This window comes from Micromonospora sp. SL4-19, from assembly GCF_047921475.1.
In the GTDB taxonomy this organism is placed as follows: Bacteria; Actinomycetota; Actinomycetes; order Mycobacteriales; family Micromonosporaceae; genus Micromonospora.
The window spans coordinates 148,341-173,801 of record NZ_JBLROB010000004.1 but is presented as its reverse complement, the minus strand read 5'-3'; the positions used below and the strand labels follow the sequence as shown (position 1 = coordinate 173,801).

The 25,461-nt window shown below is 74.2% G+C and carries 24 protein-coding genes; 10 read left to right on the top strand and 14 right to left on the bottom strand.

The window, feature by feature from the left end:
* The first annotated feature begins 221 nt into the window (after positions 1-221).
* The 3 genes from ACNAVT_RS08570 to ACNAVT_RS08560 all read left to right on the top strand — a co-directional run bounded on the left by ACNAVT_RS08570 (position 222) and on the right by ACNAVT_RS08560 (position 1,994).
* Positions 222-1,202 carry a helix-turn-helix domain-containing protein gene (locus ACNAVT_RS08570; RefSeq protein WP_416294457.1) on the top strand — a complete coding sequence of 327 codons (981 nt, stop codon included), beginning with the start codon at positions 222-224 and terminating at the stop codon, positions 1,200-1,202.
* 76 nt (positions 1,203-1,278) lie between these two features.
* A complete protein-coding gene (locus ACNAVT_RS08565) occupies positions 1,279-1,518 on the top strand; it encodes a DUF397 domain-containing protein (protein ID WP_416294455.1) in 240 nt (79 codons plus the stop codon).
* Between the two features lie 206 nt (positions 1,519-1,724).
* A complete protein-coding gene (locus ACNAVT_RS08560; protein WP_416294453.1) occupies positions 1,725-1,994 on the top strand; it encodes a hypothetical protein in 270 nt (89 codons plus the stop codon).
* Positions 1,995-2,229: 235 nt separating this feature from the next.
* Here the strand turns inward: ACNAVT_RS08560 and nudC are convergent, their stop codons facing one another.
* From nudC to ACNAVT_RS08545, 3 genes are read right to left on the bottom strand one after another with little or no spacing between them, the layout of a single operon-like run.
* Positions 2,230-3,174: an NAD(+) diphosphatase gene (gene nudC, locus ACNAVT_RS08555; RefSeq protein WP_416294451.1), complete on the bottom strand. Its 945-nt coding sequence runs from the start codon at positions 3,172-3,174 to the stop codon at positions 2,230-2,232.
* Complete coding sequence (locus tag ACNAVT_RS08550; protein ID WP_416294449.1) at positions 3,171-4,508, bottom strand: M16 family metallopeptidase; 1,338 nt, start codon at positions 4,506-4,508, stop codon at positions 3,171-3,173. Before ACNAVT_RS08550 ends, nudC begins: the two co-directional genes overlap by 4 nt.
* The gene (locus ACNAVT_RS08545) at positions 4,505-5,815 is read right to left on the bottom strand and encodes a M16 family metallopeptidase (protein ID WP_416294447.1); all 1,311 of its coding nucleotides are present in this window, start codon (positions 5,813-5,815) and stop codon (positions 4,505-4,507) included. Before ACNAVT_RS08545 ends, ACNAVT_RS08550 begins: the two co-directional genes overlap by 4 nt.
* Before the next feature lie 229 nt (positions 5,816-6,044).
* On the opposite strand from ACNAVT_RS08545, the gene ACNAVT_RS08540 reads away from it, so the two are divergent.
* From ACNAVT_RS08540 to ACNAVT_RS08525, 4 genes are read left to right on the top strand one after another with little or no spacing between them, the layout of a single operon-like run.
* On the top strand, positions 6,045-7,106 hold the full coding sequence (locus ACNAVT_RS08540) for an ABC transporter substrate-binding protein (protein ID WP_416294445.1): 1,062 nt from the start codon (positions 6,045-6,047) through the stop codon (positions 7,104-7,106).
* Entirely contained in the window at positions 7,103-7,882 is a 780-nt protein-coding gene (locus tag ACNAVT_RS08535; RefSeq protein WP_416294444.1) for an ABC transporter ATP-binding protein, read from the top strand. The genes ACNAVT_RS08540 and ACNAVT_RS08535 overlap by 4 nt, the downstream gene beginning before the upstream one ends.
* Entirely contained in the window at positions 7,872-8,756 is an 885-nt protein-coding gene (locus ACNAVT_RS08530) for an ABC transporter permease (protein ID WP_416294442.1), read from the top strand. Before ACNAVT_RS08535 ends, ACNAVT_RS08530 begins: the two co-directional genes overlap by 11 nt.
* Before the next feature lie 4 nt (positions 8,757-8,760).
* The gene (locus ACNAVT_RS08525) at positions 8,761-9,201 is read left to right on the top strand and encodes an RrF2 family transcriptional regulator (RefSeq protein WP_416294440.1); all 441 of its coding nucleotides are present in this window, start codon (positions 8,761-8,763) and stop codon (positions 9,199-9,201) included.
* Positions 9,202-9,270: 69 nt separating this feature from the next.
* Here ACNAVT_RS08525 and ACNAVT_RS08520 read toward each other — a convergent pair whose 3' ends face one another.
* From ACNAVT_RS08520 to ACNAVT_RS08490, 7 genes are all read right to left on the bottom strand, one after another.
* Complete coding sequence (locus tag ACNAVT_RS08520) at positions 9,271-9,462, bottom strand: hypothetical protein (RefSeq protein WP_416294438.1); 192 nt, start codon at positions 9,460-9,462, stop codon at positions 9,271-9,273.
* A gap of 187 nt (positions 9,463-9,649) precedes the next feature.
* The gene (locus tag ACNAVT_RS08515) at positions 9,650-10,984 is read right to left on the bottom strand and encodes a DEAD/DEAH box helicase (RefSeq protein ID WP_416294437.1); all 1,335 of its coding nucleotides are present in this window, start codon (positions 10,982-10,984) and stop codon (positions 9,650-9,652) included.
* A gap of 209 nt (positions 10,985-11,193) precedes the next feature.
* Positions 11,194-11,397 carry a cold-shock protein gene (locus ACNAVT_RS08510; protein WP_007464836.1) on the bottom strand — a complete coding sequence of 68 codons (204 nt, stop codon included), beginning with the start codon at positions 11,395-11,397 and terminating at the stop codon, positions 11,194-11,196.
* A 207-nt stretch (positions 11,398-11,604) separates the two neighbouring features.
* Positions 11,605-15,108 (bottom strand): ATP-dependent helicase, encoded by a 3,504-nt coding sequence (locus ACNAVT_RS08505; RefSeq protein ID WP_416294434.1) that lies wholly within the window; start codon positions 15,106-15,108, stop codon positions 11,605-11,607.
* A complete protein-coding gene (locus ACNAVT_RS08500) occupies positions 15,105-18,494 on the bottom strand; it encodes an ATP-dependent helicase (RefSeq protein ID WP_416294699.1) in 3,390 nt (1,129 codons plus the stop codon). The genes ACNAVT_RS08505 and ACNAVT_RS08500 overlap by 4 nt, the downstream gene beginning before the upstream one ends.
* Positions 18,495-18,820: 326 nt before the next feature.
* A complete protein-coding gene (locus ACNAVT_RS08495; protein WP_416294432.1) occupies positions 18,821-19,366 on the bottom strand; it encodes a TIGR00730 family Rossman fold protein in 546 nt (181 codons plus the stop codon).
* A gap of 1 nt (position 19,367) precedes the next feature.
* Positions 19,368-20,258 carry a TIGR00730 family Rossman fold protein gene (locus ACNAVT_RS08490; protein ID WP_416294431.1) on the bottom strand — a complete coding sequence of 297 codons (891 nt, stop codon included), beginning with the start codon at positions 20,256-20,258 and terminating at the stop codon, positions 19,368-19,370.
* A gap of 155 nt (positions 20,259-20,413) precedes the next feature.
* Between ACNAVT_RS08490 and ACNAVT_RS08485 the strand changes: the two genes are divergently transcribed.
* Positions 20,414-20,575 (top strand): hypothetical protein, encoded by a 162-nt coding sequence (locus ACNAVT_RS08485; RefSeq protein ID WP_416294430.1) that lies wholly within the window; start codon positions 20,414-20,416, stop codon positions 20,573-20,575.
* 67 nt (positions 20,576-20,642) lie between these two features.
* Here the strand turns inward: ACNAVT_RS08485 and dapE are convergent, their stop codons facing one another.
* On the bottom strand, positions 20,643-21,716 hold the full coding sequence (gene dapE / locus ACNAVT_RS08480) for a succinyl-diaminopimelate desuccinylase (protein WP_416294429.1): 1,074 nt from the start codon (positions 21,714-21,716) through the stop codon (positions 20,643-20,645).
* 102 nt (positions 21,717-21,818) lie between these two features.
* Here dapE and dapD point away from each other — a divergent pair, with 102 nt between their 5' ends.
* Both dapD and ACNAVT_RS08470 read left to right on the top strand, forming a co-directional pair.
* The gene (gene dapD / locus ACNAVT_RS08475; protein WP_416294427.1) at positions 21,819-22,775 is read left to right on the top strand and encodes a 2,3,4,5-tetrahydropyridine-2,6-dicarboxylate N-succinyltransferase; all 957 of its coding nucleotides are present in this window, start codon (positions 21,819-21,821) and stop codon (positions 22,773-22,775) included.
* Between the two features lie 62 nt (positions 22,776-22,837).
* Positions 22,838-23,404 (top strand): sugar O-acetyltransferase, encoded by a 567-nt coding sequence (locus ACNAVT_RS08470; RefSeq protein ID WP_416294425.1) that lies wholly within the window; start codon positions 22,838-22,840, stop codon positions 23,402-23,404.
* Between the two features lie 48 nt (positions 23,405-23,452).
* Here the strand turns inward: ACNAVT_RS08470 and ACNAVT_RS08465 are convergent, their stop codons facing one another.
* Genes ACNAVT_RS08465 through ACNAVT_RS08455 form a run of 3 tightly spaced genes read right to left on the bottom strand, consistent with a single transcriptional unit; the run spans position 23,453 to position 25,271 of the window.
* Positions 23,453-24,100: a nucleoside/nucleotide kinase family protein gene (locus tag ACNAVT_RS08465; protein ID WP_416294424.1), complete on the bottom strand. Its 648-nt coding sequence runs from the start codon at positions 24,098-24,100 to the stop codon at positions 23,453-23,455.
* Positions 24,100-24,240, bottom strand: a complete 141-nt coding sequence (locus ACNAVT_RS08460; protein ID WP_416294423.1) for a hypothetical protein — start codon at positions 24,238-24,240, stop codon at positions 24,100-24,102. Before ACNAVT_RS08460 ends, ACNAVT_RS08465 begins: the two co-directional genes overlap by 1 nt.
* A 5-nt stretch (positions 24,241-24,245) precedes the next feature.
* Positions 24,246-25,271, bottom strand: a complete 1,026-nt coding sequence (locus ACNAVT_RS08455; RefSeq protein ID WP_416294421.1) for a prephenate dehydrogenase — start codon at positions 25,269-25,271, stop codon at positions 24,246-24,248.
* Positions 25,272-25,461 lie beyond the last annotated feature (190 nt).

Genomic DNA, 25,461 nt, shown 5'->3' with positions numbered 1-25,461 from the left:
TCCGCAAGAGCGGCCGACCCCACCGGGCCCGGCCGCTCTTGCGCGTCTGCACCACCCACCGGGACAGCCGACCGGGTCCGAAACACCCTCTTTAGTCCTCTTTTTGTGTCGAGACACGCCCTCGCTGAGACCTCCGGCGCCGGTCGCGCCATCCATACTGGCCGTTGGGGGCGTATTTCAGACAGTTACCGTCGCGAGACGGTCGACGGAAAGAGGACACCGTGCCTCCTGCCGCACCAGGCCCGATCCTGCGCCGTCGCAGGCTCGGCACCGAGTTGCGCCGGCTGCGCGAGCAGGCCGGTCTCACCGGCGACCAGGTCATCGAGCGGATCGGCTGGGCCTCCGCGTCCAAGCTGTCCCGACTGGAGAACGGGCGCAGCCGCCCGGACCCGGACGACGTCGGAGTCCTGCTGACGCTCTACCGCGCGGACGACGAACTGCGCGAGGAGTTGCTGGGGATCACCCTGGAGGCCGGCGACATGCGCGGCTGGCTGCGCAACTTCCCGGTGATGACCCAGCAGCAGCGCGGCTTCGCCGAACTGGAGGCGGGCTGCGCCGAGATCTCGGAGTACAACCCGGTGCTGGTCCCCGGGCTGCTGCAGACCCCCGGGTACGCCCGGCACCGGATCATCTCCGCGTCCGGCATGGCGGAGCAGGCCGGCGACCCGGAGACCGAGGACCCGGAGACCGAGGTACGCGCCCGCCAGGCCCGCCAGTCGCTGCTGACCCGCTCCCCCGACGCGCCGCGCTACACGGCGGTGCTGGAGGAGGCGGCCCTCGGCCTGCGGTCCGGCCCGCCCGAGGTGCTGCACGAGCAGGTCGTCCAGCTCTGCGAGCTGGCCATGCTGCCAAACGTGACGCTGCATCTGCTGCTGCGGGACACCCGGATCGGCGACTGGTACCTCCCCCCGACCGCCTTCTCTGTCTACCGGTTCGCCGATCCGCTCGATCCGGAGACGTTGGCCATCGAAGGTGGGTTCACCGACGTCATGTCAACCGAGGTAAACACCCTAAACCGCTATAAAGTGGTGTTTGAGTGGCTATGCTCGGCGGCGCTCTCCGCGTCGGACACCCTCTCCTGGCTCATCGAGGGGACGGGACGGCCGACCGGCACGACAGTCGAGTCCACAGCGGCGTTCGGGCCGGCGGCGGCGCCGACCCAGCGCCGCCGCGACTCGGGGCGCCTGACGACAGACCGGTGATCCACCTGGACCTGGCCGTCCGGCCTGCGCGGCGTCACTCGTCCTCATCGGAACACTCCAGATCAGGAGCAGAACCATGAACGAGATCCGCAACAGCTCGTCCGATCTCGCGCAGCGGCTCGCCGGCGCCGACTGGCGCAAGAGCACCCGCAGCCAGACCTCGAACTGTGTGGAGGTCGCGGTACTGCGTGCCGGGCCGGCGACGGTGGCGCTCCGGGACAGCAAGGACCCGGGCGGACCCGTGCTGCTGTTCAACCGGGCCGGATGGCTGGACTTCATCGCCGGCACGAAGACCGGGCAGTTCGACCGGAGCTGATCCGCCGAAACCGGGGCCGTCGGCGTCGCGTCGGCGGCCCCGTCGCATGTCCACCCTCGACAACGGCGCTGACCTCGGCTCCTCCGATCGGTCGAGCCCCTCGAACGATCGTCGGGTTTCACTTGCTGGGACAACCACCGGGCGTAACATGTCGAAAGAGTGACGTGGAAGTTCCAGTGCGTATCCGTCCGTCCCGGGGGAAACCCATGCGGTTCCTGATTGTCCGCACCGAGATCCGTACCGCCGCCGACACCGACATCGCGGCCGCCTGGGCCGGTGGCGGCCAGCTGCGGGACGAGACCACCACGCCGGAGCCGCGCCGCCAGGTCGTTCACGCCGAGGACCGGGACGCAGCCCTGCTGTTGGCCCGGGCGCTGGCGTCCGTGGGGGCAGTACGGGCCGGCCGGCACCGGGTGAAGGTGCTCCCCGTCGAGGAGCCGAACCCCGGTCAGCTGTACCGCTGGGGCGGCAGCTGACCCGCATCTGACGTCCGTCGTGGCCGGACCGGCTCGCCCGCCGCGTTCCTTGTCTCATCCGGCCACGACGGTCCGTGTTCCCGGCCCGTGACCGCCGCGGCAACGACGGTCGCGGGCCGGGGCCGTGTCCGGCCCCGGCGGTCGCCGTCTCGGTCAACGCCCAGATCCCCGACCTGGCGGTGCCTCGCCCGGCGCGGCGGAAATCGCGTACGGCCCGCGGACCCGGGCGGCGGGTTCAGCAGTGGCCGTCGAGCCAGCGGTGGATGAGGAACAGGGCGATCGAGGAGGGCGGCGGGAGGGCGAGCCGGTCCCCGCCGACGTCGACCGCCTCCCCGGCCAGCGCGGCGCCGATCTCCCGCCGGGTGAACCAGCGGGCGTGGGCGATCTCGGTCGGGTCCACCCGGATCGGCTCGTCGGCGTCGGCGCGGGCCAGGTAGCCGAGCATCAGCGAGCCGGGGAACGGCCAGGACTGGCTGCCCGCGTACGCGATCTCCTCGACCCCGACGCCGACCTCCTCGCGGACCTCGCGGAGCACGGCGGCCTCGGCCGACTCCCCGGGCTCGACGTAGCCGGCGAGGCAGGAGTAGCGGCGCTCCCCCGGGGTGCACACCCAGGTGGCGTTGCTGCCGAGCAGGCAGCCGCCCTCCGGGCCGGGCACCCCGTCGTGGACCAGCACGATCATGGCGGGATCGGTGTGCGGCCAGACCCGCTCGCCGAGCGCGTCGACCCGCGACCAGCCGGCCTCGTCGACCTGCGTGGAGTGCCCGCTCACCGACGAGTAGCCGTGCCGGACGTGCCAGTTCAGCAGGGCGAGCGCGGTGGTGAAGATGCCGGCGTCCCGATCGACCAGGAGGTGACCCACCTCGCGCAGGTTGGCCCGGCGGGTACCGGGCAGCTCCGGCAGCGGCGCGTCCACCGCGAAGACCGGTACGCCGTCCGGCTCGACGCCGAGGAACATCGGCACCGACCGGGGCACCTCGGGCAGCTCGTCCGGGCCGACCAGCACCAGCTCCGGCGGGGCCGCCGCGCCGCGAACCAGGGCCCGACCGTCGTCGGCCGAGTCCAGCACCAGCACCCGGGCCCGCTCCCACGCCTCGGCGAGCCAGCCCGGGTCGGTACGCCGGTGCGCCGCCCGGTCCAGCGTGGACCGGGCCAGCGGCGGGGTCGTCTCGCCGTTCACGGCGACTCCTTCCGTACCGAGGTGAGTGCGGCCAGCGGCTCCGCGACCCGCTCGGCGTCACCGAGCACCACGGTGACCGCGTTCGCCGGGGCGAGGTAGCGCGCCGCCGCCTCGGCCACGTCGTCCACGGTCGCCTTCGCCAGCCGGGCAGCGTGCTCGGCGAGGAAGTCCAGGCGCAGTCCGTTGCCGGCGTACGCGCTGGTCAGCGACGCCAGCCCGGCCTGAGTGGACATGCCGAGCTGGAGCGTGCCGAGGGCGTACTGGCGGGCCTGCTCCAGCTCCTCCGGCTTGGGCGGCAGGGCGGCGAGGCGACCCAGCTCGTACGTGGTCTCCAGCAGCGCGGGGGCGGTCACCTCGGTGGCCACCTCGGCGGCGGCGACCAGCACCGACCCGGCCACCGAGTGCTCGATCAACGAGTGCGGCCCGTACGTGTAGCCCTTGTCCTCGCGGATGTTCTCCACCCAACGGGAGGAGAAGTAGCCACCGAAGACCAGGTTGGCCAGTTGCAGCGCGGCGTGGTCGGGGTGGGTACGGGGCACCGCCGGCAGGGCGATCCGCAACGAGGACTGGACCGAGCCGGGCCGGTCCACCAGCAGCAGCGGGCCGGGCTCCAGCGGCGGGGCGGGCGGCAGCTCGGCGACGTGCCCGTCCCCCCGCCAACCGGACAGCGCCTGCTCGGCGGCGTCCAGGGCCCGCTCCGGCTGCACGTCACCGACCAGCACAAGTACCGCGCCGGCCGGGTGAACCCGCTCGGCGTGCAGCCGGCGCAGGACGGGCGGGCGGACCGCACGGACCTGGTCCGGCTCGGGAGTCTGCACCGCGTACGGGTGCCGGCCGTAGACCCGCTTGAGCAGCGCGGTCCGGGCCAGGTGCGCCGGCTGGCTCTGGGCAACCTGGATCCGGTCGACCAACCGGTCCCGCTCGGTCTCCACCCACTCGCCGGGGTAGGTGGCCCCGGTCAGCACGTCGGCGAGAATCTCCAGCATCCGGTCCAGGCCGGTGACCAGGCTCGCCCCGGACAGCATCAGCCGGTCCGGGTCGATCCCGGCGGAGAGCCCTCCGCCCACCTTCTGCAGCTCGGCGGCGATCTGGGTGGCGGTGAGGGTCTCGGTGCCGGAGAGGATGGTCTGCGCCAGCATCGCGCCGCGCGCCAGGTGGGTACGCCCGAACGGCATCCAGAGCCGCAGCTCGACCAACGGCACGGCGTTGCGGCGTACGGCGATCACGGTGAGCCCGTTGGCGAGCGTACGCTCGGCCTCCTTCGGCACCTTGAGCCTGCGGTTGGGGCCCAGCGGCGGCAACGACCGGGCCCCGGTCTCCACGGTTACCGTCATTGGGCACCTCCGGCGATGACCTCGATGGACGCGCGGCGCTCCGGCCGCAGGGTGGCGGCGGCGGCGCGGATCTGCTCCTCGGTCACCTCGCCGACCAGCCGGGGCAGCTCGTTGAGCAGGCCCGGCTCGCCGCGCTGCTGTTCGAGGACGGCCATCCGCAGCGCCCGCCCGAGCACCGCGTCGGTGTCCCGCAGCAGGTGGGTGGCCATCCTGGCCTGGGTACGCGCCAACTCCCCGTCGGTCAGCCCGTCGGTGGCGAGCCGGTCCAGCTCCTCGTCGATCGTGCGCAGCACCTTCTCCACGTCCCCGCCGGGCGGCAGGTGCGCCTGGAGCAGCAGCGCGGTGGGGTCGCGCACGTCGAACGGGTCGCCCATGAAGCCGAGGTACCCGCCGAGGCTGGTGACCGTGCGGTCCCGCTGGACCAGCCGCTCGACCAGCCGCGACGCGTCCCCGTCGGTGAGCACCTCGGCCAGCACCACGTACGGCAGGTAGCCGGCGAAGTCGGTCACCGGGTCGGGCACCCGCCAGGCCCCGGCTACCGCCGGCAGCGGGGCCAGCTTGTCGGTGTAGGACGTGCGCCGCTCGGCGGCCAGGTCGGGCTCGGCGAAGTCTGGCCGCTGCGGGGCGGGCCGCGCCGGCACGTCCCCGAAGTGCCGCTCGATCAGCGCGGTCGCCTCGGCCACGTCGACATCCCCGCTGACCGCGAGGACGGCATTGCCGCTGGCGTAGTAGCGCCGGAAGAAGTCGGCCGCGTCGGCGACGGTGGCCGACTCCAGGTCGTCGAAGGAGCCGTAGCCGTCGTGCGCGTTGGGGAAGGTGTCGAACATGACCGGCGGCAGGGTCAGCCAGGGGAACCCGCCGTACGGCCGGTTGAGCACGTTGACCCGGATCTCCTCCTTGACCACGTCGACCTGGTTGCGCAGGTTCTCCTCGGTCAGCCGGGGGCCACGCATCCGGTCGGCCTCCAGGAACAGCGCCCGTTCCAGGGCGTTGCTCGGCAGCGTCTCGAAGTAGTCGGTGTAGTCCAGGTGAGTGGAGCCGTTGAAGGTGCCCCCTGCCCCCTGGATGTGCCGGAAGTGGGCCAGCTTCTCCAGGTTTTCCGAGCCCTGGAACATCAGGTGCTCGAAGAGGTGGGCGAAGCCGGTGCGGCCCTCCGGCTCGGACCGGATGCCGACGTCATAGATCACCGCCACCCCGATCACCGGGGCACTGCGGTCGGGGGTGAGCACCACCCGCAGGCCGTTGTCGAGGGTGAACCGCTCGACCGGGTACTTCGTCGCTGGAATTCTCGCTCTCCGCGTCGGCACGACAACGACCCTAACGCGTCCGCACCGTCCGCACTCCCGGTGTGGCCCGGCGCCCCGGACGGCCGTTCCACCGATGGGCCGACCGGCGCGGCTATCTCCACCGAACAGGTGGGAATTGCCGAGAATTTCCCGGCCGGCCGTCCCGGATCGTGGATGGGTCTTGACGCCGCTCCCCCCATGCCCCACTCTTCCTACCAACTAAGTAGGAATACTGTGGATTGGATTCGCGATGAGACGCCTCCCCTTCCGCCGGCTCGTCTCGCTGGCCGCCCTCGCCGTGGTCGGCGTGGCCGCCCTGGGCACCACGGCGGCCTGCGGCGACGACTCCGACGGCGCCGGCCGGTCCGGTCCGGTGACGCTGCGCCTCGGCTACTTCCCGAACATCACCCACGCGCCGGCCGTGGTCGGCGTCGAGAAGGGCATCTTCGCCGAGAAGCTCGGCGCCGACGTCAAGCTGGACACGAAGACCTTCAACGCCGGGCCGGCGGCCATCGAGGCGATCTTCTCCGGCGCGCTCGACGCCACGTACATCGGTCCGAACCCGACCGTGAACGCGTTCTCCAAGTCCAAGGGCGAGGCGGTCCGGGTCGTCTCCGGCGCCGCCTCCGGCGGCGTCGCCCTGGTGGTGAAGCCGGAGATCACCTCGGTCGAGCAGCTACGCGGCAAGAAGATCGCCACGCCTCAGCTGGGCAACACCCAGGACGTGGCGCTGCGCTACTGGCTCAAGGAGAAGGGCCTGGCCACCACCAAGGAGGGCGGCGGCGACGTCAGGGTCATCCCGCAGGAGAACGCGCAGACGGTCGAGACCTTCAGCAGCGACACCATCGACGGCGCGTGGGTGCCGGAACCCTTCGTCTCCCGGCTGGTCAACGCCGGCGGCAAGGTCCTGGTCGACGAGCGCGACCTCTGGCCGGACAAGAAGTTCGTGATCACCAACCTGATCGTCAGCACCAAGTTCCTCAAGGCCCACCCGGACGTGGTGCAGAAGCTGGTCGAGGGGCAGGTCGCGGCGAACGACTTCGTCAACACCCGGCCGGACGAGGCGCAGCAGGCCGTCTCCGACCACATCGGCAAGATCACCGGCAAGCCACTGGACGTGAAACTGATCAAGCAGGCCTGGCCCACCCTGGAGTTCACCAACGACCCGATCGCGTCCTCGCTGAAGACCGGCCTGGACCACGCGGTCGCCGTCGAGCTGACCCAGCCCGTGGACCTCACCGGCCTGTACGACCTGAAGTACCTCAACGCGGTGCTGAAGGCGCAGGGCAAGGCCGAGGTCACCCAGCCATGACGTCGATCACGACGACCCCGCGTAGCGCGACCGGCTCGGTCGCGCTACGCGGCGTGACCAAGGTGTACGGCCAGGGCGAGCACGCGGTCCTGGCCCTGGACGGGGTGTCGCTGGACGTCGCCCCCGGCGAGTTCGTCTGTCTGGTCGGCGCGTCCGGCTGCGGCAAGAGCACTTTGCTCAACCTGGTCGCCGGGCTGGACCGGACCAGCGGCGGCCGGATCGAGCTGGACGAGGGGGTCAACCCCGGCCTGATGTTCCAGGAGGCGGCGCTCCTCCCGTGGCTCACCGTCGAGGCCAACGTCGAGGTGCCGCTCAAGCTGCGCGGGTTGCCCCGGGACGAGCGCCGTGCGCGGGTCGCCGAGCTGCTGCGTACGGTCCATCTGGCCGACTTCGGCCGCAAGCGTCCGCACCAGCTCTCCGGCGGCATGCGGCAACGCGTCGCGCTCGCCCGCACGCTCGCCCTGGACACCCCGGTCCTGCTGATGGACGAGCCGTTCGGCGCGCTCGACGCGATGACCCGGGACATCCTCCACGACGAGCTGGAGCGGATCTGGTCCGAGCGGAAGCTCACCGTGCTCTTCGTGACCCACAACGTCCGGGAGGCGGCCCGCCTCGCCGACCGGATCATCCTGCTCTCCAGCCGCCCCGGCCGGATCATCTGGTCCACCCGGGTCGACGTGCCCCGGCCGCGGCGGATCGACTCCCCGGAGATCGCGACCATCGCCGCCGAGGTCACCGACCGGCTGCGTACGGAGGTGGGCCGCCATGGCCAGTGACACGCTCGCCGGGACACCGCGTACCGACGCGGAGATCTCCGGGCTGGACGCGCTGGAGATCGCGGGCCGGGAGAAGGCACCGTCCCGGGCCGTCCGGATCTGGGCCGCCACCTGGCCGAAGCTGGCCGCCCTCGCGCTGGCCGTCGCCGTCTGGCAGGCCGTGGTCTGGACCGGCTGGAAGGACCCGTGGGCGCTGCCCGGGCCGGTGGTGGTCTTCGAGGACCTCGGCCACTACCTGGTCAGCCCCGCGCTCTGGGAGGGACTGGCCACCACCGGCCGGCGGGCCCTGGTCGGCTTCGCCGCCGCGGTCGCCGTCGGGCTGCTGCTCGGCCTGGCCGTGGCCCGGATCCGGGTGCTCCGGGCCGCGCTCGGCTCGATGATCACCGCGTTGCAGACCATGCCGTCGATCGCCTGGTTCCCACTGGCCATCCTGCTGTTCCAGCTCAGCGAGCAGGCGATCTTCTTCGTGGTGGTGCTCGGCGCCGCCCCGTCCGTGGCCAACGGCGTCATCCACGGCGTCGACTATGTACCGCCGCTGCTGATCCGGGCCGGCCGCAACATCGGCGCCCGCGGTCTCCACCTGTACCGGTATGTCATCGCGCCGGCCGCGCTGCCTGCCATCGTGGCCGGGCTCAAGCAGGGCTGGGCGTTCGCCTGGCGCAGCCTGATGGCCGGCGAGCTGCTGGTGGTCATCGCCGAGCGGACCTCCATCGGGGCCCAGCTCACCTACGCCCGGGACTTCTCCGACGCGCCCCGGCTGATGGCGATCATGATCGTCATCCTCGTGGTGGGCCTGGGGGTGGACGCGGCGTTCGGCGCGGCCGACAAGGCGATCCGCCGCCGGTGGGGCGTGCTCGACCAGACCGGCAACTGACGCCGTGTACGTCTCCGCCCGCGCCGACTACGCGCTCCGGGCCATGCTCGCCGTCGCCGACGCCGCCGGGTCCCCCGGCGACGGGGAGTACGGCGGCGAGCTGGTCAAGGCGGCAAGCCTGGCCGACAGCCAGGACATTCCGCTGAGCTTTCTCCAGGGCATCCTGCTCGACCTGCGCCGGGCCGGGCTGTTGCACAGCCACCGCGGCACCGAGGGCGGCTACGCGCTCACCCGCCCGTCGGCGGAGATCAGCGTCGGTGACGTCCTGCGCGCCGCCGGCGGAGCACTGACCAGCGTCCGGGGTGTCCCGGTGGACCGGGCCGACTACCACGGCGTGGCCAGCGGGCTGCGGGACGTCTGGCTGGCGGTGGACGGTGCGATCGCGCTGGTGGTCGACCGGACCGCCCTCGCCGACCTGCTGGCCGACCGCGCGCCGACGGCCTGACCTGCCCGGGGGCCCGGCCGGGCGCGACCTCGGCCTGGTGTTCGCCCGAGGGCCGGTCCGGGTGCGGCCTCAGCCCGCGGTCGCCTCGACCGTCGGCTCGGGCGGGCTGTGCAGCTCGACGAGCCCGACGCGCGCGGGATCGTCGGCGGTCGGATGCCAGGGCCCGAACGCGGCCACCATGGCGAGCGCCAGACCCAGCGCCGCGACCGCCAGGACCAGCAGCAACTCGCGCGCCGCCCCCGAGCCGGCCTCGCTCGCCATGGTCGCCCCTCCCGTGCCCGGCCGGCAGCCCGACCGCGTCCCCCGACGCCAGCATTGCCGAACAACGGTGCGGCAACTGTCGCCCATCCGACCCGCCCCGCACTGATCCCCGACTCGGCGGAGCGGACCGCTCAAGATCCCGAGAGTAGATGGCTCCCGGAACTTCCGGCAGCCCGAATGGCCGGGGTCAGGTGGTACGCGGACGGCGAGGGCGGCGACGGCTCGAGGTGCGGTGCGCCGCACGCGGGCCGGTGGCGCCGGTCGCGATCCCGGCCGGAGAGCCGTCATCGCCGGCCGTGCGGCGGGCCCGGGCCGGCGCCGACTGCGGCGGGGCGAGGCTCACCGGCACGCCGGACGGCTTCCGGGCCCCGGTCACCCGGCTCAGCTCCTCGTCCCCGGGACGGACCCGGGCGGTCCGGGGCGTGATGCCGGCGACGCTCATCAGCCGGGCGACATCCCGGCGCTGCTCAGGCAGGACCAGCGTGACCACGGTGCCGGACTCCCCCGCCCGGGCGGTCCGCCCACCCCGGTGCAGGTAGTCCTTCGCCTCGGTGGGCGGGTCGGCGTTGACCACCAGGTCGAGCCCGTCCACGTGGATGCCTCGGGCCGCCACGTCGGTGGCCACCAGTGTGCTGACGTGGCCGGTACGGAACTGCTCCAGGATCCGGGTGCGCTGCGGCTGGCTCTTGCCGCCGTGCAGGGCCGCGGCGCGGATGCCCCCGGCGAGCAGTTGGCGGGCGACCCGGTCGGCACGGTGCTTGGTCGCCATGAACAGGATGGTCCGCCCCTCGCGGGCGGCGATATGGGCGAGCGCGGCAGGTTTGTCGGCCGCCTCGACGTGCAGCACGTGGTGGGTCATCGCGGCCACCGTGGCGGTGCCCGGGTCGACCGAGTGCGAGACCGGGTCGGTGAGGAAGCGGCGGACCAGCTTGTCCACGCCTCGGTCCAAGGTGGCGGAGAAGAGCATCCGCTGCCCGTCCGGGGCGACCCGCTCCAGCAGCCTCGTCACCTGCGGCAGGAAGCCCATGTCGGCCATCTGGTCGGCCTCGTCCAGCACCGTGACCGCCACGTGATCCAGTCGGGCGTCGTCGCGGTCGATCAGGTCCTGCAGCCGGCCGGGCGTGGCCACCAGCACCTCGGCGCCGGCGCGCAGCGCGGCCGCCTGCCGCTGGAGGGACAGCCCGCCGACCACGGTGGCGCAGCGCAGCCCGACCGCGCGGGCGTACGGGTCGAGCGCGGTGGTGACCTGTTGGGCCAGCTCGCGGGTGGGCACCAGCACCAGCGCGAGCGGGCGGCCGGGGCGGGCCCGGCGGCCGGCCGTACGGTGCAGCAGCGGCAGCCCGAAGGCGAGTGTCTTGCCCGAGCCGGTACGTCCGCGGCCGAGCACGTCGCGGCCGGCGAGCGAGTCCGGCAGGGTGGCCGCCTGGATCGGAAACGGTTCGGTGATGCCCTGCGCGGCCAGCTCGGTGACCAGCGCGGGGGCCAGGCCGGTGGCCGCGAAGGTGGGAACGGTCATGGTCATGCGGAACTGCCTTCCTCGACGCGGCACGTGTCGAGGAAGGGGCGCCGGGAGCGGCGCGTCACCGGCGTCGCCGGTGGTCACAAGCACGAACCGAAGGGGTACGGGCCGGCCCGCCGCAGCGCGCCGCCCGCCGGAGCGGGGGCGGCGCGGCGGCCGGTCCCGTCGCCGCGCCCCGAGGGCGCGGCGGGTGGTGCAGGGTGATCCGAAGATCAGAGCGGGCGGATGTTCTCCGCCTGCGGGCCCTTCTGGCCCTGGGTCACCTCGAACTCGACCCGCTGGTTCTCGTCCAGGCTCCGGTAGCCGGAGGACTGGATCGCCGAGAAGTGGGCGAAGACGTCGGCGCCGCCGCCGTCCGGGGTGATGAAGCCGAAGCCCTTGTCAGCGTTGAACCACTTGACGGTGCCAATAGCCATGTGTTTCGTCTCCTTGACGGAACGGTTCGGACCCGCACCTGTTGCGGACCGAAGAGAAGAGCACACCGCGCGGGCTGCACGGCGTGCCTGTCGCTGCTGGTCGCCCCGCCCGGAGAACTCCGGACACAACAAAGAGCGCCTGGGGCCACAATCCGCCAGGCGCACACAGAGCCTCTGGAAACCAAAACTGCAACGCTGCCCAACGTATCACGGATAACCGGGCACCGTGGGATCCGCCGGGATTTCCGGCACGCCGGCGAGCAACGTGGCCAGCCCGTCGGCGTCGAGCAGGTCGGCCGGCCGGACGGTGACCCCGTCCCGGACATAGTGGAACGCGGCACCCACCCGCTCGACCGGCACGCCGGCCAGCTCGGCCCAGGCCAGCCGGTAGACCGCGAGCTGGACGGCCGCCGCCTCGGCCTCCCGCCCGGTGGGCTGCCGGCCGGTCTTCCAGTCGACCACGTCGTACCGGCCACCGGGGCGGGCGAAGACGGCGTCCATCCGCCCCCGGAGCACCACGCCGCCGAGCGCGGTGGCGAACGGCACCTCGACCTCCACCGGCACCCGGTCGGCCCACTCGCTGGCCAGGAAGCGCTCCTGGAGCTCGGTGAGCGCCTCGTCCGGGGCGGCGTCGTCGTCCGCCGCGCCGGGCAGTTCGTCCACATCCAGCAGCCGGTCGGCGCCGAAGCGCTGCTCCAGCCAGGTGTGGAAGGCGGTGCCGCGCCGGGCGTACGGATTGGGCTCGGCGGGCATCGGCCGGCGCAGCGCCCGGGCCAGGGCCTGCGGGTCCCGGCGCAGCGCCACCAGCTGGGTCACCGACAGGTGCCCGGGCAGCTCGACCTCGACCGCCTCCGCCCGGCGGGCCAGCTCCGCCCGCTCGGCGAGCAGCAGGTCGGCCTCCCGCCGCCAGCGGGCCACCTCCGGGTCGTCCGCGAGCCCGTCGGCGCCGCCCGCCGCGTCGACCGGGGCCGTCTCGGACGCGCCGTCCCGACCCACGCCGGTAGCGCCCGGCTCCGGGCCGTCACCGGCGGTCCGCGACCGGCCTGCCGCGGGCAGGGCCTCCTCGCGGCGGGCCGCCGCCGGGTCGGCGAGGTAGCGGCGGACCAGCGCGGCGGCCTCGGCCAGCGCCGGCCGGCGGGCGCCGAGCGGATCGGCCGGCCACTCGGCCCGGAGCACCATCTCCGTGGTCGGGTTCACCGCGTCCCCGGCCGGTTCGGGCGCCCACTCGTCGACCAGGTGCCCGGCCGCGCCGTCCAGACAGGCGTCGTGCACCTCACGCAAGAAGACCGAAGGGCCACGGAACCGCTTCGTCCCCTCCCCCCACCAGTAGCCGGAACAGAGCAGCAGCCGGCGGGGCCGGGTCACCGCCACGTAGGTGAGCCGGCGCTCCTCCCGCTCGTCGTGCGCCCGCCAGGCGTCGGTGAACTCCTCCAGCACCCGGGCCGTCCCGCGCTGGTCCGCCGCCCCGGCCAGGCTCAGCTCGGGCAGCCCGTCGGCGTCGCCGCGCAGCGGGAACGGCAGCACGCCCAGCCCGCCCAGCCAGTGGTCGGAGTTGCGCACCGGCCCCGGCCAGACGCCCCGGGTGAGGCCGGCGACCGCCACCACGTCCCACTCCAGACCCTTGGCGGCGTGCGCGGTGAGGATCTGCACCGCACCCTCCACCACCTCGACCTCGCCCGGGGTGAGGCCGCGCTCCTCGTCCTCGGCGGCGGCCAGGTAGGCGAGGAAGCCGGCGAGGGTGGCGCCGGGCGTCTCACCGCTGAACCGGGCCGCGACGTCGCCGAGCGCGTCCAGGTGGCCACGGGCCAGGCCGGCATCGCCGGTGCCGTCCCGGCCGGCCCGGACCGCCACCTCCACGTCCAGGCCGATGGTCCGCTCGATGTCCGCGATCAGCTCCGGCAGCGACTGGTCCAGCCGGTAGCGCAGCAGCGCCAACTCCATCCCGTACGACCGCAGCCGCGCGTATCCCTCCGCCGAGTAGGCCTGCGCCGGCCCCGGGTCGGCCAGCGCCTCGACCAGGGTGGCCTCGTCGAGCGCGTCCACGGTGATCTCCGGCCCGTCGTCGCCGGCCAGCTCCCGGCGGGACCTCGCGATGCCCTTCGCCCGCCGGTGCAGGGCCACCAGGTCGCGCGGCCCGATCCGCCAGCGCGCCCCGGTGAGCAGCCGCAGCAGCGCCGCTCCGTCGGTCGGGTCGGCGAGCACGCGCAGCGTGCAGACCACGTCCCGGACCTCGGGAGTGTCCAGCAGGCCGCCCAGCCCGACCACCTCGACCGGCAGACCACGGGCGCGCAGCGCCGACTCGATCGCGGGGATCTGGCTGCGCAGCCGGACCAGCACGGCGGTGGTGGGGCGCCGGGGCACGGGAATGTGCTCGGGCAGCGCGTCCGGCATCCCGGCCGCCCCGCGCCAGGCGGCGAGCACGCTGTCCGCGATCCACTCGGCCTCGTCGGCGTACGTCTCGAGGAGCGCGCAGTGCACGGTGCCGGCGGCCTGCCCGCGGGGGCTGCGGTGCGGGATCGGCTCGCGGACGCTGAGCGCGGCGTGCAGCTCGGGCACCCGGGCACCGGCCGCGCGCAGCGGCACCGACAGCGCGTTGGCCACGCCGAGGATCTCCGGCCGGTTGCGCCAGCTCGTGCTGAGGCCGAGCACCCCGGCCGGGTCGCCGCCGGCGCGGGCGAACTCGGTGGGGAACCGGTCCAGCGTGCCGGCGCTGGCGCCCCGCCAGCCGTAGATGGACTGGCAGGGGTCGCCGACGGCGGTGACCGGGTGGCCGCCGCCGAAGAGCGCGTTGAGCAGCACCACCTGGGCGTGGCTGGTGTCCTGGTACTCGTCGAGCAGCACCACCCGGAACCGGTCCCGCTCGATCACCCCGACGCCGGGGTGGTCCCGGGCGACCCGGGCGGCCCGGGCGAGCTGGTCGGCGAAGTCCATCGCCTCGAAGTCGTCCTTGCGCCGGGCGTACGCCCGGACCAGCGGGAGCAGCTTCAGCCGGGTCCGCTGGAGCTGGAGCGCCTTGCGCACGTCGGCGTAGACCCGGCCGGGTCGGGACTGCACGTCGGCGAAGAAGCGGCCGGTCCAGGCGGCCAGCTCGTCCGGGTCGACCAGGTGCTCGTCCAGCTCGCCGGCGAGGGCCAGCACCGCGTCGGTGATGGTGCTCGGCATCCGGTCCACGTCGGACATGTCGCCGTCGTAGTTGCGGACCAGCAGGTCGACGAGCTGCCAGCGGGACGCCTCGGTGAGCAGCCGGGTGGTCGGCTCGTACCCGGCGCGCAGCCCGTGCTCGGTGACGATCCGGCCGGCGTACGAGTGATAGGTGGACACGGTCGGCTCACCGGCGAGCGGGTCGTCGTGCGAGTCCCGGCCCTGCCGGCCCAGCCGTCGGATGAGCTGGTCGAGCCGGGTACGCACCCGGTGCGCCAGCTCACCGGCGGCCTTGCGGGTGAAGGTGAGGCCGAGGATCTGCTCCGGTCGCACGTACTGGTTGGCGACCAGCCAGACCACCCGGGCCGCCATCGTCTCGGTCTTGCCGGACCCGGCGCCCGCGACCACCAGCAGCGGTTCCACCGGCGCCGCGATGATCGCGGCCTGCTCCCGGGTCGGTGCCGGCAGCCGGAGCAGCCGGGCCAGCTCGACCGGGGTGTAGCGGGGCCCGGAGTCGGCGGCCCGGGGTGCCGGGGTCGTGCTGCCGAACAGGGCCGGTTGGGTCGTCATGGGTGCTCCGTCGGCGGCTCGACGACCTGGCGTCCCTGCCCGGACACCGGGCAGCTCGTCCGGACCGGACAGACCCGGCACTTCGAGTTGGCGACCGCGGCAAAGGTGGCGGCGGCCATCGTGTCGGCGGTACGGCGCACCAGGGCGGTGGCCCAGCCGGCCTCGGGTCCCTCCCCGGCGGCGGCCTGGGTCTGCTCCTTGGCGTCCTTGGTGCCGGTGCCGAGCTGGACCAGTGCGGCGCCCCCGGTCTCGTCGCCGAACTCGGCGAACGCCCCCGCCTCCACGGCTGCCTGGTAGGCCCCGAGCTGCGGGTGCTCGGCCAGCTCCCGCTCGGTGACCGCGGTGGACTTGCCGGTCTTCAGGTCGATCACCACGAGCCGGCCCTCGGCGTCCACCTCCAGCCGGTCCACCCGGCCGGTCAGCTCGACGGGCCGATGCGGGTCGTCGAGCCGGACCGCGAACTCGTGCTCGATGGCCAGCAGCCGGCGCGGATTGCCGGCCAGCCAGCGCAGCAGCTTGTCCACCATCGCCTCGGCCCGGGCGTGTTCCGGGCCGACCATCCAGCGGGCGGCCAGTTCGATCGCGTCGAACCGGGCGGCCACGTACTCCAGCAGGGCGGAGCGGTCGACGCTGGCGTCCTCGGCCAGCATCGCGGCGGCGTGCACCAGGTTGCCGACGCCCTGTGCGGCGCTGGCCGGGGCGCTGCCACCGTGGCGCTCCAGCAGCCAGCGCAGGCTGCAGCGCAGCGCGCTCTCCATCGCCGACGGGGTGACCCGCACCGGCTCCCCCTCGTCGACCAGCGGCCGGTCGTCGGAGAGGCCGCGCAGCCCCCACCAGTCGTCGGGGTGTGCGCCGGGCACCCCGGCGGCGGCCAGCCGGGCCAGCTCGGCCGCCGCCGCGCGCCGCCGGATGGGTGGCGCCGCCGGATCGGTCACCGCGGTACGCAGCTCCGCCACCAGCGCGGACAGGGTGAGCCCGCGCGGCGGCAGGGTGACCGGGAGCGCTCCGGGCGGCTCGTCCTGCGCATCCTCGTCGACGGTCGGCACCGGCCCGTCCGACGGCGCGGGCGGGCTGGTGTTGCCGGCCGCGGGCGGGACGCCGGCCGGAGCGGCCTCGGTCGGCCGCGGCCTCGGATCCGGGCCGGTCGGGGCTGCGCCGCCGCCGGTCGCGGGCGGCTCGGTGGCACCCAGCTCGAGCAGGAACCGGCTGGGTTGCTCCTCGTGGTCGTCGCCGCCGACCGCCGCCGACGCGACCGCGGTGACCAGCAGCCGACGCCGGGCCCGGCTGATCGCGACGTGGAACAGCCGGCGCTCCTCGTCGAGCAGCGCCGAGGTCTGCCCGACCATGCTGGCCCGGACACCGGTGCCGTCGGCCCGGCCGGCGAGCACGTCGACCAGCCGTTCCGAGCCGAGCAGGCTGCCGCGCAGCCGCAGGTCCGGCCAGACGCCCTCCTGCACCCCGGCCACCGCGACCAGGTCCCACTCCAGGCCCTTGGCGGCGTGCGCGGTGAGCAGGCGTACCGCCTCGCCCCGGTCGGCGCTGGCGGCCAGGGTGTCCGCCGGCAGGTCCTGCCCGAGCACGTGGTCGAGGAAGACCTCGGTGCGCGCGCCGGGCAGCCGGTCGGTGAACCGGGCCGCCGCGTCGAAGAGCACCAGCACCGCGTCGAGGTCCCGGTCGGCGGCCTCGGCCCGCCAGCGCTGGGCGGTCTCGTGCTCCCCGGTGGCCGCCCGGCCCCGGGCGATCGCCCCGGCCCAGCGTTCGGCCAGCCCGCTCTCCCGCCACACCGCCCAGAGCACCTCCTCGGCAGTGGTCCCGGGGGTGGCAGCGGCCTGCCGGGCGGTCGCCAGCAGGTGCGCCACCGCCTGGGCGGGGGCCGCCCAGCGCCGTTCGATGGCGGCCAGTTCGGCCGGATCGCGCAGCGCCTCGACGATCAGCTCACCGGAGGGGCGACGGTCACCGGCGGCCAGCGCGAGGGCGCGAAGCCCCTGCCGCAGCCGCCGCTCGGCGAGCGGGTCGGCGCCACCCAGCGGCGAGTGCAGCAGCGAGACCGCCGCCTCCTCGTCCAGCCGGTCGGGTTCCAGCGCGCACCGGAGCAGGAGCAGCAGCGGAGCCACCCCCGGCTGGAGGTGCAGCGGCAGGTCCTCGCCGTGCACCACGGTCGGTACGCCGGCGGTGTGCAGGGCGCGTTGCAACGACGGCAGCTGCCGTCCGGTGGAGCGGACCAGCACCGCCATCCGGGACCAGGGCACCCCGTCGAGCAGGTGCGCCTCGCGCAGGGCGTGGGCCAGCCAGGCGGACTCGCTGGTGGCCGAGCGGAAGGTGCGTACCTCGACCGCACCGGGCGGCGTGTCGGGCAGCGGGCGCAGCCGCCGGTGCGCCGCCGGGCCGCGCAGCCGGCGGGCCAGCCGGGCGGTCGCCGCCAGCAGCGCCGCTCCGGTCCGGTAGGACGTGGTCAGCACGACCTGCGCGGCGGGCGCCCCGGAGGCGGTACGGAACCGGTGCGGGAAGGTGGTCACGCCCGCCGGGTCGGCGCCGCGGAAGGCGTACGTGGATGAGTCGGGGTCGGCGAACGCGACCAGGGACCTGCCCCCGCCGGCGATGACGGCGAGCAGGTCGAGCTGGGCGGGGTCGGTGTCGGGCAGCTCGTCGACGTAGACGTGGGCCAACCGGCGGCGCTCGGCCGCCAGCAGCTCCGGATCGTCGAGCAGCATGCCGGTGGCGGCCCGGACCAGCTCGGCCGGGTCGTACGCGATCGAGCCGCGGTTGCTCACGTCGCGCAGCGCGAGGACGGCGACGTACTCGCGGAGGAAACGGGCGGCGGCGGGCCAGTCGTCGCGGCCCAGCTTCTCCCCCAGCCGGGCCAGCTCGACCGGGCCGACGCCCCGCTCGGCGGCGCGCATCAGCAGGTCGCGGAGCTGGGCGGCGAACGCCCGGGTGCGCAACGCCGGCCGCAGGTCCTCCGGCCAGCCGACCGGGTCGTCCCCCGGCTCCTCGCCGACCACGTCGAGCAGCTCGCGGATGATCAGGTCCTGCTCGGGGCCGGTGAGCAGCCGGGGCGACGGCTCGCCCCGCTCGGCGGCGGCCCGGCGGAGCAGGCCGAAGGCGTACGCCGGGAAGGTGCGTACCAGCGGCTCGCGGACCACCCGGGCGGGCCGGGTCGCGGTGCTGCTCGCCGCCGGCGGGCTGCTGGCTGCCCGCCCGCTCTGGTGGAGGCTGCCCGCGCCGGCGATCCGCGCCTCGATCCGGTGGCGCAGGTCGGTGGCGCCGCGCCGGCCGAAGGTGAGCACCAGGATGCGCTCGGGGTCGACGCCCTCGGCCACCCGCGCGGCGACCGCCTCGATCAGCGTGCTGGTCTTGCCGGTGCCCGGCCCGCCGACGACCAGCATCGGCCCGTCGGTGTGCGCGACGACCTCGGCCTGCACCGGGTCGGGCCGATGCGGCGGCGGGTGTGCGGCATCGCCCGCCGACCCCCCGGATCGCGGCTCCGTCCCGGCCGCGTCACGACCGCCCCCCTGCCCCGCCCCGCCGGTGCGGGAGACCCCCGTCGCCGCCCCGGCAGGCCGACGCACCAACCGGTACGCCTGCACCACCTCATCCCACCATCCCGGTACGACACCCGCACCGCCCCCCTGCCGCCCAGCTCACGTCGATCACGAAGTTGTCGTCGCGGCACGCCGACGCGGAGGGCGACATCATGACCAAGCGGCCGGGGTCAGGGAAGGCGGGCGTCGAGGAGGTCGAGGGCCTCGGGGACGGTCTTGGCGATCAGGAGAAGGTCCAGGCCCGCCGGCTTGAGGAAGTGGCGGTCGGCGAGGGTACGCAGCCAGTCGAGCAGGGGGCGGTAGAAGCCGTCCGCGTCGACCAGCACCATCGGCTTGGTGTGCATGGCCAGGGTGGCGGTGGTCCACACCTCGAACAACTCGTCGAGCGTGCCGAGCCCCCCGGGCAGGGCGACGAACGCGTCCGACCGCGCGATCATCAGCGTCTTGCGGCTGGCCATCCCGTCGGTGATCAGCAGCTCGTCGGCGGCCAGATCGGCGACCTCCAGGTCGACCAGAGCCTGCGGGATCACCCCCAGCGTGCGACCGCCGGCCGCCCGCGCCCCGTCCGCCACCGCGCCCATCATCCCCACGCAGCCACCGCCGCTGACCAGCACGTGCCCCCGCCGGGCGAGCTCCGCGCCGGTCTCGGCCGCCAGCTCGAGCCAGCGGGCGTCGAGAGTACGGGAGGAGGCGCAGAAGACGCAGATCGCGGCCACGTCAGCCCTGCCCCGCCGGGCGCGACCCGGGCCGCTCGGACGCCGGCCCTTCGGACGCGGCCTCGGCGGCCTGCTGGTCGGCGACGCGCCGAGCGACCGCCTCCTCGCGAATCGCCTCCTGCTCGGCGGACAGGACCGCCTCGGCATTCACGATGTGCCGGACCGCCTCGTCGACGTCGTCGGTGAGGCAGATCAGATCCAGGTCGTTCGGGCCGATCTTGCCCTCGGCGGCCATGGTGTCCCGCAACCAGTCGAGCAGACCCCGCCAGTAGTCGACGCCCATCAGCACCACCGGGAAGCGGGTGACCTTGCCGGTCTGCACCAGGGTGAGCGCCTCGAAGAGCTCGTCCATGGTGCCGAAACCGCCGGGCAGCACGACGAACGCCTGGGCGTACTTGACGAACATGGTCTTGCGGGCGAAGAAGTAGCGGAAGTCGATGGCCAGGTCGACCCAGTCGTTGAGGCCCTGCTCGAACGGCAGCTCGATGCCGAGCCCGACGGAGAGCCCGCCCGCCTCGCTGGCTCCCCGGTTGGCCGCCTCCATCACGCCCGGGCCGCCGCCGGTGATCACCGCGAACCCGGCCCGGGCCAGCGCGCCGCCCAACTCCTCGGCCATCCGGCACTCGCGGCTCTCCGGGCTGCTGCGGGCCGAGCCGAAGACGCTGACCGCGGGCGGCAGGTCGGCCAGGGTGTCGAAGCCCTCGACGAACTCCGACAGGATGCGCAGCGCCCGCCAGGCGTCCTTGGTCTTCCAGTCGCCGCGGCCCCGGGAGTCCAGCAGCCGCTGGTCGGCGGTACTGGTCGGGATGGCTCGATTGCGCAGCGTGACGGCGCCTCGGTGCCGCACCGCGCTCGGGCCGCGGTCGGACTGCCGCCCGTCGCTCTGGTTCATGGAGCCACCGTAGTGGAGCCACGGCTGCCGGGTGCGCCGGCCGGCGAGCGGGAAAAATTCTTGGCGATCTTGGGCAACTAAATCTGTCGCCCGTACGTCTTACTATTCACATACGGGGTATGCCCCGGCGCGTGCTTTCGGGGGAGGAGCCAGCGTTGATCAACAGCACCGAGAGGACCCGGATCCGCCGGCAGATGCAGCGGCGGATCCGCGACGTGGTGGCCGAGCGCCGCCGTGCCCGCATGATGGAGGCCCACCACCCGGACCTCACCGGCGATTCCGCCGAGACGGACGCCTCGCTGACGACGACCATCTGACGGTCCGCCGGCACGACCTCGGGGGGCCCGCGTCACCGACGCGGGCCCCCCGATCGCATCTCCGGGCTCAGACGGAGGCGAGCCACCGGTGCAGGGTGGCCGCCCCATCGCGGATCTTCGTCAGCTCGACGTGTTCGTCGGGGTGGTGGGCCAGGTTCGGGTCGCCCGGGCCGAAGTTCAGTGCCGGGATGCCCAGGGCCGCGAACCGGGCCACGTCGGTCCAGCCCAGCTTGCCGATCGGGGCCGCGCCCACCGCTTCCAGGAACTCCCGCGCGGGCGCGGCCGTCAGGCCGGGTGGCGCGCCGGCCGCCTGGTCGGTCACGGCCAGCTCGAAGCCGGCGAAGACCTCGCGCAGGTGCGCCTCGGCCTGCTCCGGCGTCCGGTCCGGGGCGAAGCGGTAGTTGACCTCGACCTCGCATCGGTCCGGCACGACGTTGCCGGCGACCCCGCCGTGGATGCGGACCGCGTTCAGGCCCTCCCGGTAGTCACAGCCGTCGATGGTGACCCGCCGCGCCCCGTACGCCGTCAGCCGCCGCAGCACCTCCCCGGCCGCGTGGATGGCGTTGACCCCGTGCCAGGAGCGGGCCGAGTGGGCCCGGACACCGGTGGTCGACACGATCGCCCGCATGGTGCCCTGGCAGCCGGCCTCGACGATTCCGTACGTCGGTTCCAGCAGCACGGCGAAGTCGGCCTGGAGCCACTCCGGATGGGCCTGGGAGACGAGCGTGAGGCCGTTGTACTTCGACTCGATCTCCTCGGCCTCGTAGAAGAAGTACGTGACGTCGTAGCGCGGGTCGGGCAGGGTGACCGCGAGATGCAGCGCGAAGGCCACCCCGGACTTCATGTCCGAGGTGCCGCAGCCGTACATCAGGTCGCCGCGCATGGTCGACGGGAAGTTGTCGTTGAGCGGGACGGTGTCCAGGTGGCCGGCGAGCACCACCCGCTGCGCCCGGCCCAGGTCGGTACGCGCCATCACCGTGTTGCCGTGCCGGTACGTGCTCAGGTGCGGTACCTCCCGCAGCACCTCCTCGACACAGTCGGCGATCGCCTTCTCATTGAGGGAGACGGACTCTATGTCGACCAGGGCGCGGGTCAGCGCCACCGGATCAGCCAGGACCTCGGGGGTCAGCGGGTTCTGCATGCTTCGCACGGTACCGTCAGCCATGGTGAGCGCGAGGAGTGAGCTTGCGAGCCCCGCAGCCGCGACCAGCAGCCAGCGCAGCCGCGAACGAAAGGTGAAGCTGTGACGTCCGATTCGGCCTGGGGCATCGGCCTGGCCACGATCACCGCTGACGACCAGGTGCTCGACACCTGGTACCCGACCGGCAAGCTCGGACTCGGCGAGCTGCCGTTGGTCCCCGGGGAGGACCAGGCCGACGTGCTCGACCTGCCGCCCGGCGCGGTCGGCGAACGGGCGATGCCCGGCCTGCGTACGGTCGAGGTGGTCACCGTGCTCGGCTCGCTGGACGACCCGATCAAGGACGCCGCCGACGCGTACCTCCGGTTGCACCTGCTCTCCCACCGCATGGTGCGGCCCAACGAGCTCAACCTCGACGGCATCTTCGGCAAACTGGCCAACGTGGCCTGGACCTCGGCCGGGCCGTGCCCGCCCGAGCGGGTGGACGAGCTGCGTGTCATCGAGCGCGCCGCCGGCCGCCACCTCGTGGTGTACGGGGTGGACAAGTTCCCCCGGATGACCGACTACGTGGTCCCGGCCGGCGTGCGGATCGCCGACGCGGACCGGGTCCGGCTCGGCGCACACTTGGCCGCCGGCACCACGGTGATGCACGAGGGCTTCGTCAACTTCAACGCCGGCACGCTGGGCACCTCGATGGTCGAGGGGCGGATCGTGCAGGGCGTGGTGGTCGGCGACGGCTCCGACATCGGCGGCGGCGCCTCGATCATGGGCACCCTCTCCGGCGGCGGCACCGAGAAGGTCCGCGTCGGCGAGCGGAGCCTGATCGGCGCGAACGCGGGCGTGGGGATCTCGCTCGGCGACGACTGCGTGGTGGAGGCCGGCTGCTACATCACCGCGGCCTCGAAGATCAGCCTGCCGGACGGCCGGGTGGTCAAGGCCCGCGACCTCTCCGGGGTCGACGGCCTGCTGTTCTGGCGCAACTCGGTCACCGGCGCGCTGGAGGCGAAGCCGCGGACCGGCCGGGGCATCGAGCTGAACGCGGCCCTGCACGCCAACGACTGAGGCGGTCCGGGCCGGGGCGCGTCGCCCCGGCCCGTCCGCCGTCCAGAAGGGCGGGATCTCACGTGACCACCATGAGGGAACGCATGCTGGCCGGCGAGCTCTACATCGCCGACGACCCCGAGATCGCCGCCGACCTGGACCGCGCGGCCCGGCTCACCGAACGCTTCAACGGCAGCTCCGCCGACGATCCGGACGGACGGCTCGCCGCGCTGCGCGAACTGCTCGGCTCGCTCGGCGAGGACACCTGGGTCCGGCCACCCTTCCACTGCGACTACGGCTGGCAGACCCACATCGGGCCGCGCTGCTTCGTCAACTTCAACGCGGTCTTCCTCGACGTCGCCCGGATCACCATCGGCGCCGACGTCCAGATCGGGCCGAACGTGCAACTCCTCACGGCCACCCATCCCATCGAGCCGGCGGCCCGCCGGGCCAAATGGGAGGCGGCCAAACCGATCACCATCGGCGACAACGTCTGGCTCGGCGGCGGGGTCATCGTGCTGGCCGGCGTCACCATCGGGGAGAACACGGTGGTCGGCGCGGGGGCCGTGGTGACGAGGGACCTGCCCCCCGACGTGGTGGCCGTGGGCAATCCCGCGCGACCGGTGCGCAGCCTGGATCAGACCGCCTGAACTGCCAGAACGGCGGTTTCAGCACCGCTGCTCCGCCGGACCGTCATGTCACTCCGGCAGGGGGTCGGCCAGCCGGACCACCAGGTCCGCGTGGTCGGCGGTGCCGGCGACCAGGGCGGCATTCGCCTCGTCGCTGCCCAGCGCCCAGGCGCGCGCCTGCTCCGGGGTCTTCCCGTACGCCTCGTGGCGGGCGGTCAGCCGGCGCTGCCGCAGCTCGGCGTCCAGGTCGAGGAACCATACCTCGTGCAGCAGCGTGCGGACCTCCTCCCACGGGTCGTCGCGCAGCAGCAGATAGTTGCCCTCGGTCACCACCAGCCGGACCTCGGGCGGCACCTCGATCGCCCCGGCGACCGGCTCCTCCAGGTCGCGGCGGAACGCCGGCGCCCAGACCGAGGTCGGCTCCAGCCGACGCAGCCGGCGCAGGGTGGAGACGAAGCCGTTGACGTCGAAGGTGTCCGGGGCCCCCTTACGCCCCTCCCGACCCAGCCGGGCCAGCTCGGACTGGGCCAGGTGAAAGCCGTCCATCGGCACCAGCCGGGCGCTCGGGCCGACCTCGGCGACGATCCGCTCCGCCAGGGTGGACTTGCCCGCCCCCGGAGCCCCGGCGATGCCGAGCAGTTGCCGTGGGCCGGCGGCGGCCAGGGCTCGCGCCCGGGCCACCAGCTCGCCGAGGGGAAGCACCTGTGCCGCGGGCATCAGCCGAGCACCGGTTCGCTGATGGTGAACCGGGCCTCGACCGCCGCCTGCACGGGCTGCGAGCGCGGGTCCAGCTTCAGCTCGGGGGCGGCCTTCCGGTACGCCTCGCCGCGTACCGCCACGGCCGGTGCGTCCGCCATGCCCCTCACCCTAGTGGCGCGGCGACCGGCAGGTGCGCCGTGTAGGTGACCGCCCCGGCCTCGACCCGGCAGCCGGTGAGGTGGCCACCGGCCGCCCCCAGCTCCCGGAGGTACGCCAGCTCCCCCGCGTGGTCGATCTCCGCCGGGAACTCGCGTCGGTGGGTGGTGTACGAGCGGTGGACCAACGCCGCCCGGGCGGCCCGGGCCTCGTCGAGCCGGCCGGTGAGCGCCCCGGCGTCGCCGTTCCCCAGCGCGTCGGCGAGCTCGTCGAGGAAGGCCCGCACCGCATCCAGCTCGGCCAGCACCCGGTCCCGGTTGCCGAGCAGCATGTTCGCCGTCCGCTCCGGTGGGCCACCGGCCACCCGGGTGCCGTCGGAGAAGCTGCCGGCGGCGAGCTCGAGCACCGCGTCCCGCAATGCCGCCCGCTGCACCGTACCGGCCAGCGCGCCGGCGAGCAGGTGCGGCAGGTGCGAGGCGAGCGCCGCGGCGGTGTCGTGCTCCGGCGCCGACATCGGCACCACCCGGGCGTGGAAGACGTCCACCAGCAGCGCGGCGAGCCGGCGGAACGCGGCCATCCCGGTCGGCGCCGGGCAGAGCACCCAGGCGGCCCCGTCGAGCAGGGCCGGGGTGGCGGCGGCGAGGCCGGCCCGGTCGGCGCCGGCCATCGGATGGCCGGGCACGAACCGGTGCCCGAGCCCCTGCGCGGTGGCGGCGGTGGCCACGTCCGCCTTGGTGCTGCCCACATCGGTGAGCACGCACCGGTCGTCGGTGGCGCCGGCCACCCGGGTCAGCGTCCCGGCCAGGGTCGGCAGGGGGCCGCAGAGGAAGACGAAGTCCCGGCCGGCGACCGCCTCCTCCAGGGTGTCCGGGGCGGCGACGCCACGCTCGTCGGCGTACCGGCGGGTCGCCGGGTCCGGATCCCAGCCGGCGACGTCGAGCCCGGCGTCGCGCAGCCGGAGCAGCACCGAGCCACCGATCAGGCCGGTGCCGACCACCGCCGCCCGCGCCTGCCCGCCGGACCCGCCCACCATCGGCCCACCTCGGCGTCCCGTCGTTCCGGGGCCGGGTCGGCCCCGCTGGAAGTCCCGCCGAGGATACCGTCCGGCGCTCAGTCAGGGGCCGGTCGGGACGGAAGGGGCTTGCCTGCGCCGCGCCCGCGTCGTACGGTCCCCCGGCAGCCCGTCAGGCATCGAAGGCGGGCTCTTCTCACGGGGAAAGGAT